At 48.7% G+C, this 14,434-nt stretch carries 11 protein-coding genes and 1 rRNA gene; 8 read left to right on the top strand and 4 right to left on the bottom strand.

The window, feature by feature from the left end; translation table 11 throughout:
- Nucleotides 1–3: 3 nt before the first annotated feature.
- Nucleotides 4–753, bottom strand: a complete 750-nt coding sequence (truA, locus tag ACW6QF_RS07445) for a tRNA pseudouridine(38-40) synthase TruA (protein WP_298553236.1) — start codon at nt 751–753, stop codon at nt 4–6.
- Between the two features lie 127 nt (nt 754–880).
- Between truA and ACW6QF_RS07440 the strand changes: the two genes are divergently transcribed.
- The gene (locus ACW6QF_RS07440) at nt 881–2,479 is read left to right on the top strand and encodes an aspartate:alanine exchanger family transporter (protein WP_298553234.1); all 1,599 of its coding nucleotides are present in this window, start codon (nt 881–883) and stop codon (nt 2,477–2,479) included.
- 82 nt (nt 2,480–2,561) lie between these two features.
- Complete coding sequence (locus ACW6QF_RS07435) at nt 2,562–4,688, top strand: HRDC domain-containing protein (protein WP_456087336.1); 2,127 nt, start codon at nt 2,562–2,564, stop codon at nt 4,686–4,688.
- 60 nt (nt 4,689–4,748) lie between these two features.
- Here the strand turns inward: ACW6QF_RS07435 and ACW6QF_RS07430 are convergent, their stop codons facing one another.
- Nucleotides 4,749–5,369: a DUF4923 family protein gene (locus ACW6QF_RS07430; protein ID WP_298553232.1), complete on the bottom strand. Its 621-nt coding sequence runs from the start codon at nt 5,367–5,369 to the stop codon at nt 4,749–4,751.
- 147 nt (nt 5,370–5,516) lie between these two features.
- On the opposite strand from ACW6QF_RS07430, the gene ACW6QF_RS07425 reads away from it, so the two are divergent.
- Both ACW6QF_RS07425 and ACW6QF_RS07420 read left to right on the top strand, forming a co-directional pair.
- A complete protein-coding gene (locus ACW6QF_RS07425) occupies nt 5,517–7,490 on the top strand; it encodes a hypothetical protein (protein ID WP_456087409.1) in 1,974 nt (657 codons plus the stop codon).
- Nucleotides 7,491–7,503: 13 nt separating this feature from the next.
- Complete coding sequence (locus ACW6QF_RS07420; protein WP_456087335.1) at nt 7,504–8,904, top strand: MFS transporter; 1,401 nt, start codon at nt 7,504–7,506, stop codon at nt 8,902–8,904.
- A gap of 54 nt (nt 8,905–8,958) precedes the next feature.
- On the opposite strand, the gene ACW6QF_RS07415 is transcribed toward ACW6QF_RS07420, so the two are convergent.
- Nucleotides 8,959–9,957 (bottom strand): class II fructose-bisphosphate aldolase, encoded by a 999-nt coding sequence (locus ACW6QF_RS07415; RefSeq protein ID WP_298553229.1) that lies wholly within the window; start codon nt 9,955–9,957, stop codon nt 8,959–8,961.
- Between the two features lie 226 nt (nt 9,958–10,183).
- Here ACW6QF_RS07415 and ACW6QF_RS07410 point away from each other — a divergent pair, with 226 nt between their 5' ends.
- The 4 genes from ACW6QF_RS07410 (at nt 10,184) to ACW6QF_RS07395 (ending at nt 13,729) form a co-directional block, all read left to right on the top strand.
- Entirely contained in the window at nt 10,184–10,438 is a 255-nt protein-coding gene (locus ACW6QF_RS07410) for a type B 50S ribosomal protein L31 (protein WP_008150452.1), read from the top strand.
- 249 nt (nt 10,439–10,687) lie between these two features.
- A complete protein-coding gene (locus tag ACW6QF_RS07405; RefSeq protein WP_456087334.1) occupies nt 10,688–11,785 on the top strand; it encodes a phosphotransferase enzyme family protein in 1,098 nt (365 codons plus the stop codon).
- 126 nt (nt 11,786–11,911) lie between these two features.
- Nucleotides 11,912–12,475, top strand: a complete 564-nt coding sequence (locus tag ACW6QF_RS07400; RefSeq protein ID WP_298553227.1) for a Crp/Fnr family transcriptional regulator — start codon at nt 11,912–11,914, stop codon at nt 12,473–12,475.
- An 81-nt stretch (nt 12,476–12,556) separates the two neighbouring features.
- On the top strand, nt 12,557–13,729 hold the full coding sequence (locus ACW6QF_RS07395; RefSeq protein ID WP_298553226.1) for an acyltransferase family protein: 1,173 nt from the start codon (nt 12,557–12,559) through the stop codon (nt 13,727–13,729).
- Between the two features lie 580 nt (nt 13,730–14,309).
- On the opposite strand, the gene rrf is transcribed toward ACW6QF_RS07395, so the two are convergent.
- A 5S ribosomal RNA gene (gene rrf / locus ACW6QF_RS07390) occupies nt 14,310–14,420 on the bottom strand.
- Nucleotides 14,421–14,434: the final 14 nt, after the last annotated feature.

Genomic DNA, 14,434 nt, shown 5'->3' with positions numbered 1-14,434 from the left:
AAATTAAAGGAAAATAGTTTCGGGGTAGGTGACGTCGAACAGATAAAGGGCGTGTCCGGGGGCGGAGGTTCCGGCGCGGCCACGGTCTTTGGCTTCGATTACTTGGCGGAAACCGTCGACGGAGAGCTTGCCTCGTCCCACTTCTAAAAGTGTCCCGACAATGGCACGCACCATATTGCGCAGGAAACGGTCCGCCTGTATGGTGAAAACCCAGACATCGCCTTCCTGCTCCCAACCGGCTTTATAGATGCGGCAGTTGTTCGTCTTCACGTCCGTGTGCAGCTTGCTGAAGCTGGTGAAATCGATATAGTCGAACAGAACCGGACAAGCCTTGTTCATCGCGTCGAAATCGAGTTTGCCCGGAATCCGATAGACCTGTTCGTAATTGAACGGGTCTTTCCGGGTCGTGATATAATATTTATAGGTACGCGAAGTGGCATCGAACCGGGCATGCGCATCGGGGCGCACAGGCACGATACGGTAGACCGCGATATCTTTGGGAAGCAGGCGGTTCAGCTTCTCCGCCAAGAAAGCGAGGTCGGCGATCGGTTCCTGCCAGTCGAAATGAGCCACCATCAGGCGGGCATGCACGCCGGCATCCGTCCGCCCGGCTCCCACGACCGGGACCGGCCGTCGCAACAACGTAGCCAATGCCTCTTCGACGGATTGCTGCACTGTGATTCCATTCGGCTGTATCTGCCAGCCACAAAACTTCTTGCCGTTATAACCTAAATATATAAAGTATCTGTTCACGTCCGGATATCCTTGCTTCTGTTTGATTTCGGATGCAAAGGTAACAGAAATCTCGCCAGGGGATTGCCTATGCAGACAGAAAAGTGTAATTTTGCAAACATAAATCTTCACAACAAAACTATTTGACATGTTTGAAACATTGCTTCAATCGTCTTATTTTGCCTTGTTCCTGATTATCGCCTTAGGGTTCGTGTTGGGCAGAATACAGATCAAAGGCCTCTCGCTCGATGTATCAGCCGTTATCTTTATCGCTCTCCTGTTCGGGCATTTCGGGGTAATCATTCCTAAGGAACTGGGAAATTTCGGTTTGGTATTGTTCATCTTCACCATCGGCATACAAGCGGGTCCCGGTTTCTTCGACTCCTTCCGTTCGAAAGGGAAAACGCTGATCATACTGACGCTTCTGATTGTCGGTTCCGCCAGCCTTACCGGTTTGATACTTAAATATGTGGTCGGAATCGATACGCCGAGCCTCGTCGGACTGATCGCCGGAGCGCTGACCAGTACGCCGGGTCTTGCCGTCGCGATCGACAGCACGCATTCCTCCTCCGCCTCGATCGCCTACGGTATCGCCTATCCGTTCGGAGTGATCGGGGTGATACTTTTCATAAAATTACTGCCGAAGCTGCTGCACAAGGACCTTGTCGCCGAAGCGAAAGCGCTCGAAGCACAGCGGAAAGGGAAATATCCTCCGTTGCACACGGCGACTTACCGCATCACCCATGCCAATATATTCGGGAAAACGCTGGCCCAGTTGCAACTCCGTTCCATGACAGGCGCCGTCATTTCCCGTGTGAAACATAACAACCTGACCAGCATACCGGTAGCGCAAACCATCCTGCATGAAGGAGACCTGATCAAGGCTGTCGGCAACGACAAGTCCTTGGAACAACTGGCACTCCTCGTCGGCGAACGTGTGGAGAACGACCTTCCTTTCGGCAGCACGCAGGAATTGCAATCGCTGTTGGTGACGAACAAGAACGTTATCAACAAGAGTTTAGGGTATCTGAACCTGCAAAGCACGTTCAACTGCACCGTCACCCGCGTACGCCGAAGCGGGATCGACCTCTCGCCCGAACCGGACCTGTTGCTGAAATTCGGTGACAAGCTGATGGTCGCCGGAGAAAAAGAAGACATCAAGGAACTGGGACAGGTGTTCGGAAACGACGAGAAGAAACTTTCCGACACGGACTTCTTCCCGATTGCCGCCGGTATCGTGCTCGGAGTGTTGTTCGGAAAACTGAATATTTCGTTTTCGGACTCTTTCTCCTTCTCGCCCGGCCTGACAGGCGGTATCCTGATCGTCGCGCTTGTCCTGAGCGCAATCGGCAAGACGGGGCCGATCGTCTGGTCCATGTCCGGTTCCGCCAACCAGTTGCTTCGCCAGATCGGCCTGTTGCTGTTCCTCGCCGAGGTCGGGACATCCGCCGGCGTCAACCTGGTATCGACCTTCCAGGAAAGCGGGTGGACATTGTTCGGAGTCGGTATGGCGATCACGATAGTACCGATGGTCGTGGCTGTCCTGTTCGGCTATTTCGTATTCAAGATCCATATCCTGGACCTGATCGGGACGATCGCCGGCGGCATGACCAGTACGCCGGGGCTTGCCGCCGCCGACTCGATGAGCGACAGTTCCGCTCCCAGCATCGCCTATGCGACGGTCTATCCGATCGCGATGGTGTTCCTGATCCTCTTCATCCAGTTCATTGCGGCATTGGTTGTATAAGAGGCATGTTTTCCCTCTTATATATTGGCGATTCTAATATTTTTCCTAATTTTGTGAGAACTAACAATATTACAAATTCGCCATGCAAACAAACCAACAGTTTGACCTCGCCTTCAACTTACTGCAGAACACTGGGACCAATCTTTTTCTGACAGGAAAAGCCGGAACGGGCAAAACGACCTTTTTAAAAAGGTTGAAAGAGGTTTCTCCCAAACGAATGATCGTTGTAGCGCCAACCGGGGTAGCTGCCATTAATGCCGGGGGTGTCACGATCCACTCCTTCTTTCAATTGCCATTCGGTCCCTATATTCCCTCTTCACCGGAATATCAGGGCGGTAAAAAAGATTTCAAGAACCAATTCCGCAAGGACAAGATCAATATCATCCGCAGCATGGACCTGCTGGTGATCGACGAAGTCAGTATGGTGCGTGCGGACTTGCTGGATGCGATCAGCGATGTCTTGCGACGTTACAAAGACCGCAGCAAACCTTTCGGCGGTGTCCAGCTACTGCTTATCGGAGATTTGCAGCAGTTGGCTCCTGTCGCCAAAGACGAGGAATGGAATCTGCTGAAAGAGCACTATCCGTCCACTTTCTTTTTCGACAGCAAAGCCCTATCGGAAAGTAATTATTACTGCATAGAGCTGACACATGTCTACCGCCAGAGCGACACGAATTTCATCCACTTGTTGAATAATATCCGTGAAAACCGTTTCGACGATGAGACTCTGCAACAGCTGAACCAACGCTATATTCCCAACTTCCTGCCGGCTGAACAGTCGGGCTACATCACGCTTACGACACATAACTATCAGGCGCAGCAGATCAACAACCGCAAACTGGCGGAACTTCCCGGTCAGACTTATACTTTTACGGCTGAAATCAATCATGATTTCCCTGAATATTCTTATCCGACCGACGACAAGCTGACTCTGAAATGCGGTGCACAGGTCATGTTCGTCAAGAACGACTCTTCTTCTGAAAAACGTTATTATAACGGGAAGATCGGGAAGATCGTTTTTATCAATCCCAGCAAAATAACAGTGGTTGACCAAGAAGGAAACGAAATCATAGTCGAAAAGGAAACCTGGAACAATGTGAAATACACGATCGACCCCGAAACACAGGAAATCACCGAAACCATTTCCGGGACCTTCAACCAGTATCCGCTGAAAACCGCTTGGGCGATCACCATACACAAGAGCCAGGGATTGACCTTCGAACATGCCATCATCGACGCCTCGGCCGCATTCTCGCATGGGCAAGTGTATGTCGCACTGAGCCGTTGCAAGACATTGGAAGGGCTTGTGCTGAGCAGCCCGATTACCCGCAATGCCATGATCAACGATTACCGGATTCAGGAATTCACCTCTTCGGTCGGCAACCGCCAACCGGGCGAAGAACAAATGCAGGCCGCACAGCAACAGTATTTCACGGAACTGATCTGCGAACTTTTCGATTTCAACAACCTGCAACAGCGTATCCAATATGCCGCTTTTGTCGTGTATGGCAACCTGCAGAAACTTTATCCGGAACTAAGCGTCCAATATTCTAACACCCGCGACACATTCCGGTCTACAGTCACGGATGTCGGAGAACGTTTCATCCAGCAACTGAAACGGATGATAAGCGGAAATCCGGACTATCTCAAAGACGGAATGATACAGGATCGCGTCCGGAAAGGCGTTTCCTATTTTTTGGAACAGATAGACCGTCTTTGCACGCCTTTGCAGGAAGCGTCGGAGGTGGAAATAGATAATAAGGAGATCCGTAAAACGGTCAAGAGCGCATTGGACAAATGGGACGAAGACCTTCGCGTCAAACTGGCCGTCCTGGAAGGATGCAAAGAGCGATTCACGATATCCGGTTATTTGTCGGCAAAAGCGAAGGCGAGCATCGAACAGACGCAAGCCCCGACCCGCAGAAAGACCGAAAAATCTGCCAAACAGGAGAAAGAAGCGATTTCGACCGACATCAAATATCCGGAATTATATGCCAACCTGAAACACTGGCGCTATGAACTGGCAACCGAAAAAGGTCTTCCTCCTTACACCATCCTGCAACAGAAAGCACTGATCGGCGTAGTCAACACGTTGCCCGTCAGTGGACGCGATCTTCTCAGAATCCCCGGAATCGGGAAAAAGATCGTTGAAAACTATGGTGCAAAGCTATTGGAAATAGTAGACGAATACAAAAGAAGCAAGCCATAAAAAAAGACCCGGCACCGGCCATAGCAAGAGAGCCGCTTTGCGGCTCTACTTCCGGCCTCCCTACTTTTTCAACTCGAACCCCATCATCATCCCGTCATACTGGCTTGCCAGCTTATTAAGCGTCTGCAAAGTCGTATTCTTGGAAACGGCGGAGAGTTTCGTCAGGAAATCCAGCAACTTATCCGCATTGAAAAGCAAGGATAATTGGTCGTTCGTAACAACGACATGAGCCGTCATCGTCGTCAGTTTGGACTTTCCGATCTTGCCGTAATGCAGTTCCATCGTCTTATCGTCCGCATTGAAAGAATAAGTGCCTTTCAAAGTACGGCCTTTCAAAACGCTTGTGAACGTACTGTCGGTATTAAAAGTATATTTGAATGCTCCTTCGATGATCCCGACTTTCGCACAATATTCTTTCAGCTTCTTTTCCATCTCCGAAGAGGCTACGCTTGCCGCCACATTTTTCAAAGCATTATCGCCTTCCAGCTGAATGGCCGGATTCACATATGTCCACGTACCGGCCAGATTTTCCGCCGTCAGCTTTTTGCCTCCGGTCACGGCGGTTACGGCATCCTTCACGGCAGCAGAATTCAAGATATCTTTAATCGATTGTCCATACGCTGCATCCGATATGGACAAAATGCCACAAACGGCAACTCCCAAAATCCAATTTTTTTTCATTTTCATCTATTCTTACTCATGTTTACAGTAGGCAAAGATACGAATATTATCCCTACATTTGTATCCGGGCAATCATCCCGACACTTGGATATTCTAATATACATTAATATGACAACTATGGTGAAACTAACTAAACACATCTGCCTTATGCTGGTTTGTACACTCGCTTGTTTAAACGGTCGCGCAGAGATCAGTCCGACTGTCGTCCAATCGACAATCCGGTCACTTGTCGCAAAAGACAGCCGGAACAAGGCTGCCATCGAGAAAGGAGTCTGCCAGGCCGCCCGCCTCTGGCAGGAATCCGACGGAAACGCTGAAGAATTCAAAACATTCTGCGAAAAGAACTACATCTCCGATCCTGCCGAAAAAGAACAGGTATTCCTTAAAATCAGCGATTATATGGAAGGCATCAGCGGACACTTCAACGAGATGTCCCTGCGCCTGATGAAGAACCTGCACCAACCGACCGGCCCTCTCCACGCCATCGACGAGAAGTTCGGTTCCTACAGTCCGGGCACGCACCTGCAAGACGACTTCTATAAAAACAAGATTGCTTTCATCGTCATGCTGAACTTTCCGCATTATACCTTGGAAGAAAAAGGCAGGTTAGGAGCAGACCGGAAAGCATGGGCATATGCCCGCCTCGGCGACCTGTTCACCGAGCGCATCCCGGCAACAGCCTTGCAAGCCGCCGGAAACGCAGAGAGCGATGCCGACATCTACATCTCCGACTACAACATTTATATGGGACACGTCGAGAACAAAAAAGGGGAATACTTGTTTCCTAAAGACATGATCTTGCTTTCACACTGGAACCTGCGCGACGAGATCAAAGCCAACTACAACAAAGGGAAAGAGGGCCTCGACAAACAGCGCACGGTCTACGAAGTGATGAAACGGATCATTGCACAGGACATTCCGGTCGAAGTCATCAACTCCGGCAAATACGAATGGAACCCATACAAAAACGAGATCAGCCTCGACAGCAAGCAGGTGTCCGGAACACCCGAATCGACCACCCGCTACCAAAAGATGTTGAACAATTTCAAAGCGATGCAGGAAATAGACACATACACGGGGAATACTTACATTGACCGGAAGTTCTCGGAAGATATGGAAGTCTCGCTGGACGACGTGGAAAAACTTTTCGACGAATTCCTTTCCGCTCCGGAACTGAAATCCGTCGGCAAGATGATTGCCAAACGCCTCGGCCGCAAGCTGGAAGCCTACGACATCTGGTATGACGGCTTCAAGGCACGCAGCAACCTGGACGAAAAAAAGCTGGACGAAAAGACACGGACGCTCTATCCGAACGCGGAAGCGTTGGACGAAGACCTGCCGAACATCCTTGTCAAAGCCGGCTTCTCCCCGGAACGCGCCAAGTACCTGGCCGACAAGATCACAGTCGATGCCGCCCGCGGTTCGGGCCATGCCTGGGGAGCGGCCATGAAGGGACAGCAATCGCACCTGCGCACCCGCATACCGGAAACCGGCATGGATTATAAGGGCTACAACATTGCCATCCATGAGTTCGGACACAATGTGGAACAGACCTTGTCCATGTACGATGTGGATTATTATATGCTGAGCGGCGTCCCCAACACGGCTTTTACCGAAGCGCTGGCTTTCGTCTTCCAGAAACGAGACTTGGAACTGTTGGGAATCGAAGACAACAATCCCGACAAAAAAGCGATGGAAGTCCTGGACAAGATATGGACGATGTACGAAATATGCGGCGTCTCCATGTTGGACATCTCTGTCTGGAAATGGATGTATGCACATCCCGATGCTACGGCCGGACAGCTGAAAGAGGCAACGATCTACCTGTCCAAAGAGATCTGGAATAAATACTATGCTCCCGTTTTCGGCGTGAAAGACGAAACGGTTCTGGCAGTTTACTCACATATGATCAGCTACCCGCTATACTTGTCGGCCTATGCCTTCGGACAGATCATCGAGTTCCAGCTTGACCAATACTTGGAAGGAAAAGATTTCGCCACCGAAGTCGAACGCATTTTCCGCCAGGGACGCCTGACACCCAACGAGTGGATGCTGGAAGCAACCGGCAACCCGCTGACTGTCGAACCGATGCTGGAAGCCGTACGGGAAGTGATCCATTAAAGAGACAAAAGAAATGATATCAGCCAATCGTGCTACAACTGTAAACGAAACAGACGGACTGCCGCTACCCAAACGCTACTGGGCTATACTTGCCACCGCATTGGGTGTCGGTATGTCCGTCATAGACGGAACTATCGCCAATGTCGCCCTGCCGACGATCGCACGCGATTTAGGGACAGAGCCCTCTGTTACCATCTGGGTAGTGAACGCTTACCAGTTGGCCATCACGATCTCGCTCCTCTCCTTCTCCTCCTTAGGAGATATTTATGGCTATAGGCGCATCTACTTGTCGGGGATCGCCGTGTTCAGCGTCACCTCCCTGATCTGCGCCCTGTCCGGCTCCTTCTGGACCCTGACGGTGGCCCGTATCTTACAAGGTTTCGGGGCAGCGGCCATTACCAGTGTGAACACGGCTCTGCTGCGCATCATCTATCCGAAAAAATTCTTGGGAAGAGGAATGGGGATAAACGCCCTTGTCGTGGCAGTCTCGATCGCTGCCGGACCGACCATCGCGTCGGCTATCCTGTCGCTCGGCTCGTGGCACTGGCTGTTTGCCATCAATGTCCCGTTCGGCATCGCCGCTCTGGTGATCGGCATCTCCCACCTGCCCGGCAACCCGGTGAAAGTCTATGGCAGACGTTTCGACAAAGTCAGTTGCCTGATGAACGCGTTGACCTTCGGACTGCTGATCTTCTCGTTGGAAGGGATCGCCCATAAGAAAAGCGCCGCCCTGGTCATCATCGGGATCGTGGCACTGGGCATAATCGGGTATTTCTTTGTCCGCCGGCAGCTACACCAGCGTTTCCCGTTACTTCCTGTCGACCTGATGAGGATACCGATCTTCTCGCTCTCCATCGGAACCTCGATCAGCTCCTTCACGGCCCAGATGTTGGCAATGATCTCCCTTCCCTTCTTCCTCCAAAACACACTTGGACGAAGCGACGTCGCCACCGGACTGCTGTTGACTCCCTGGCCTCTGGCAACCATGATCATGGCTCCGACAGCCGGTCGCCTGGTCGAAAAGATCCATCCGGGGATATTAGGCGGAATCGGCATGAGCATATTCGCAACCGGGCTGTTCCTGCTCGCTACCCTGCCGGCCCATCCTGCCGATATGGACATTATCTGGCGTTTGTTTATCTGCGGGGCAGGCTTCGGCTTGTTTCAAACACCCAACAACAGCACGATCATCTCGTCCGCTCCCACCAATCGTAGCGGCGGCGCAAGCGGTATGCTCGGCACGGCCCGCCTTTTGGGACAGACGTTAGGAGCGACACTGGTCGCCATGCTGTTCAACCTCGTTCCCAACCACAGCACACAGGCTTGCCTGTACCTGGCGGGGACGTTTGCCGTCATTGCCGGAATCGTCAGTTGCCTGCGCATCTCCCAACCGGCTCCCCTGAAAAGGAAATAAAAAAGGGACACCTTTCGGGCATCCCTTTCTTTTATCTCGTCCCGTAAACAGGGATTAGAGTTTATCGTTAGAACCGAGTACGTTGATAATTTTGTGCTTGTACAGCTTTTCCATGTTATCACGAGCCGGACCCAGATATTTACGCGGGTCGAATTCAGCCGGTTTTTCTGCGAAAGTCTTGCGGATAGCAGCAGTCATGGCCAGACGAGAGTCCGAGTCGATGTTGATTTTGCAAACAGCCGATTTAGCAGCCTTGCGCAATTCTTCTTCAGGAATACCGATAGCAGCCTTCAAAGCGCCACCGTATTTGTTGATTGTTTCAACTTCTTCTTCAGGAACAGATGAAGATCCGTGAAGAACGATAGGGAATCCCGGAAGTTTTTCCATTACAGCATCCAATACGTTGAAAGCCAATGGAGGAGGAACCATCTTGCCTGTCTTCGGATCGATATGGCACTGTTCCGGAGTAAACTTGTATGCACCGTGAGAAGTACCGATAGAGATAGCCAAAGAATCGCAACCTGTACGGTGAGCGAAATCGATCACTTCTTCCGGATCGGTATAAGTGTGGTGGTCAGAAGAAACTTCGTCTTCAACACCTGCCAATACACCTAATTCACCTTCTACGGTTACATCAAATTGATGAGCATAATCAACAACTTTCTTTGTCAGAGCTACGTTTTCTTCATAAGGAAGATGAGAACCGTCGATCATGACAGAAGAGAAGCCAGAGTCGATACAGCTTTTGCAAGTTTCGAACGTATCGCCGTGATCCAGGTGCAAAACGATCTGAGGATTCGGACAGCCTAATTCCTTAGCATATTCAACAGCTCCCTGAGCCATGTAACGCAACAGAGTAGCATTTGCATATTGGCGAGCACCTTTAGATACCTGCAGGATTACCGGAGACTTTGTTTCAACAGCAGCCTTGATGATAGCCTGCATCTGTTCCATGTTGTTAAAGTTGAAAGCCGGAATTGCGTATCCGCCTTTGATGGCTTTTGCGAACATTTCTCTTGTGTTCACCAAACCTAAATCTTTGTAATTTACCATTGTTGTATATGTTATTACGTTAATGATTAGAAATCTCCCACAAAGATAACAACTATCCGGTAACATTATGCTTTTAAGCATATAAAATAACACAAAAGTAGACCTGATTGAAAAAATAGTTCGAATTTCTTTGTTTGTTCAACTCTAATCCATACCTTTGCAACCCAAAATACCGGTTACCAGACTTAAGTACAAGAGTATAAATTAAAAATAAGATAACAAAGCAATGAAAAAAGGAATTCATCCTGACAACTATCGTCCTGTAGTATTCAAGGACATGTCAAACGAGGACGTATTTATCACTCGTTCTACTATCAATGCAAAAGAAACGATCGAAATTGACGGCGTTACTTATCCGTTAGTAAAGGTCGAAATCTCAAGCACTTCTCACCCGTTCTACACTGGTAAGGCTAAATTGGTCGATACTGCCGGACGTGTTGATAAGTTCATGAGCCGCTACGGTAACCGCAATAAGAAGTAATTGGAAATGGAAAATTGAGAATCGTAATTGCCGGTTCTCAATTACGATTATATCGAATAAGAAAGGCTGTCCATATTGGATAGCCTTTCTTATTTTATACGGGATTCACCGATAAAGAAAGCAACTTCCGTTTTTTATTTACAAAGATATTCTTACTTTTGTGCGTAACTGAAGATTGAAATGAAGTCGTGCACCGTGCATCCCTTCATCTTCAATTGTCAATTATCAATCATCAATTAACATAATGCCATGGCAAAAACGAAAGAACAATTACTAAACATCCTGGACCAGTTCCAGCTCACAGAGAAAGTAGTTTCCGCCGAACCATTCGGAAACGGACACATTAACGATACGCTGAAAGTAACAAACGAAAAAGGCGAAATCAAATACGTGCTGCAACGCATCAACCACTTGATCTTTACCAACGTGGATATGTTGCAGAACAATATCCAGGTCGTTACTTCGCATATCCGTAAAAAACTGGAAGAAAAAGGCGAAAACGATATCGACCGCAAAGTCCTGACTTTCCTTCCGACAAAAGATAACAAATTGTACTATTTCGACGGAGACAGCTATTGGCGCGTATGTTTATTCATTCCGAACAGCAAAAGCTACGAAGAGGTCAGCCCTGAACTGTCTTACGAAGCAGGCAAGGCTTTCGGCGACTTCCAGTCCATGCTGGCCGACATTCCGGAAGGCACGTTGGGCGAAACGATCCCGAACTTCCACAATATGGAATTCCGTCTGGAGCAATTCCACGATGCAGTAAAGGCCAATGCCGCCGGCCGTCTGGACGAAGTGAAAGACTTGATCGAGGAAATCGAAAAACGCGCCGAAGCCATGTGTATCCAGGAACGCCTCTATCGCGAAGGCAAGCTCAAAAAACGCACGAACCATTGCGACACGAAGGTTAACAATATGATGTTCGATGCCGAAAGCGACAAGGTGTTATGCGTGATCGACCTCGACACGGTCATGCCGGGCTTCGTCCTGTCGGATATCGGTGACTTCATCCGCACAGGAGCCAATACCGGTGCGGAAGATGACGAAAACCTGGACAACGTCAATGTCAACATGGACATCTTCAAAGCCTATACACGCGGTTACATGGAAAAAGCCAAGTCATTCCTGACCCCGACAGAGATCAAGTTGCTCCCGTACGGCGGCCGCTTGCTGACTTATATGCAGACAGTCCGTTTCCTGACCGACTACATCAACGGCGACACCTATTACAAGATCCACAGCCCGAAGCACAACCTGATCCGCACAAAGGCTCAGTTCAAACTGCTCCAAAGCCTCGAAGCACATGCAGACGAGATGGATGCGTTCATGAGCGAATGGCTGTAGGAACAGTTCAATAATTCAATTGACGGTTGGCAATCAGGCAGTGAGATGATTACTGCCCGGTTGCCAACTGTTTTTTACCGGTTTTTTCGTATCTTTGTGATTGACAGACAATGCCAAAGTAACATCATGACAAATATATTAAATAAAATAAACTCTTTGTTTCCTATTTCCGATGATACCATTCAAGTATTGAAAGAGAATGTGACCTACTGCCGCTTTCCTAAAAAGTATCAGTTGATAAAAGCTGACACCTATTGTAAATCCGCCTTTTTCATCGAGAAAGGAATTACACGTTCCTTCTGGCTGGTAGATGGCGAAGAGGTCACGACATCGTTTGCCGGCGAAGGGAGTATTGTGTTCAGTATGGATGAACTCTATTACGGAAAGATAAGCGAAGAATTTGTCGAAACACTGGAAGAGGTAGAAGCCTACCGGATATCGTTGGCTACTTTGACGCATCTTTTCGAAACAAACATCGAACTGTGTAATTGGGGAAGAATCATCCACCAGAACGAATACAGACGTTTACATCGCAGCCACAAAGACCATTTGACCTTGTCGGCGCGGGAACGATACGAAGCTTTCAAGGAACAGTTTCCGGACGCATACCGACGAGTGAACTTAGGATATATCGCCTCTTATTTGGGTATCAGGCTTTCCACGCTCAGCCGGCTCCGGGCTAACGGATAGACGAATTTGACATAGGACAATTTTTTTACCCAAAAAAACGAATACTTTTGCCGCATATTACAAATATCTAATTCAATATCAATGTCAGACACAACAATCTCTTCAGCCGCATTTGCGGATACCAAACCCCATTACGAACTTCTTGACGGATTGCGAGGGGTGGCAGCCTTACTGGTTGTTTTTTATCACATCTTTGAAGGTCTTTCTTTTGCAGCCGGAGGAACTCCTATCACAACGATCAATCATGGCTACCTGGCTGTCGATTTTTTCTTCATCCTTTCAGGTTTCGTAATCGGCTATGCCTACGACGACCGCTTGGGAAAAACAATGACGACCGGCAACTTTTTCAAGCGCCGCCTGATCCGTCTCCATCCGATGATTATCATGGGAGTAGTATTGGGAACAATAGCCTTTTTCATACAAGGTTGTGTCCAGTGGGACGGTAAACACGTGACAATCTCGGCAGTGATGTTATCCACACTTTGTGCAATGTTTTTCATTCCCGCCCTGCCCGGTGCGAAATATGAAGTGCGCGGCAATGGCGAAATGTTCCCGCTCAACGGTCCAAGTTGGTCACTTTTTTTCGAATATATCGGTAACATCCTTTACGCCGTTTTCATTCACCGTCTTTCCACTAAAGCATTGACCGTACTCGTCGCCCTTTTAGGGATTGGACTTGCCGGATTCACGCTTTTCAATGTTTCAGGATACGACATGATCGGTGTGGGCTGGACCCTCGACGGCGTGAATTTCATCGGCGGTTCCTTGCGCATGCTTTTTCCCTTCTCATTAGGAATGCTGTTATCCCGCAACTTCAAACCATTCCAAATGAGGGGAGCTTTCTGGATTTGTTCGATCGTTCTGTTGATCCTCTTCTGTGTCCCCTATATAAAGGCAGACGCTGTTCCTATCAGTCTCAACGGGTTATTTGAAGCTGCCTGCATCATTCTTATTTTCCCGGTTCTTGTCTGGCTTGGAGCCTCCGGCAAAACGACAGACAAACGTTCGACGCAAATATGTAAATTCTTAGGCGACATATCCTATCCGCTCTACGCTGTTCATTACCCGATCATGTACCTGTTCTATGCTTGGCTGATCGACAACGAACTCTATACTTTAGCCGAAATCTGGCCTATGGCAATAGTAGTTTACGCCGGCAGCATCGTCTTGGCTTACCTCTGCCTGAAACTTTATGACGAACCGGTAAGAAAGTGGTTAAGCAAAAAGTTCCTGAAAAAGAAACCTGCACTTTAAAAACACTTTAATATAGATTTATTGTACCCAAAAGGTCGGCTCCAAGACCTTTTAATATACCATCTAACAAACAACAATTAACGGGTGTCGATGTGGATTAAGATAGTACAACGTCGGCACCCGACATTTTTTCGAGTATTTCTGAAACCTTCCCGCAAGTCACCTAACAATACCTTGTCTCTTCCAATCATATGGTAATCACCGAAGCCGTGGGCAATTACATCTTTGTTGTACTGTCCTCGCGAAACTGAACTGTCTTCTCGTCAAGCCAGATGCCAAAACGGGTGTCAGTCTTTTCAAATCGGTCGACATCGAATCGAAATTGTCTATCAGAACATCCGAAAAGAATAGCTCGTAGTAAACCTTGAAGGTGCATACTGTAAAGTTAACACTTTACTCATGAACTCCCCACCGCCCACCGGGAAAATCTGTTGACCCCGGGAACCGGTCAAGCGGCCATGATCCCTAACTACTGTCTATCCCTAACAAAAAACCGACTGTTGCTTACTGGATATGAAAAAAGGAGTCAAATCCTTTCGGACTGACTCCTTCTCTTTCTTTCAGCTTTAACTGACTTATAAAACGGCGGCTATCTACTCTCCCACTTTTACGCAGTACCATCGACGCGGTTGGGCTTAACTTCTCTGTTCGGAATGGGAAGAGGTGGATCCCCAACGCTATAACCACCTTAATACCTTACGATCT

Source organism: Parabacteroides sp., assembly GCF_977054455.1.
This window is presented reverse-complemented; position numbering and strand designations above follow the sequence as displayed.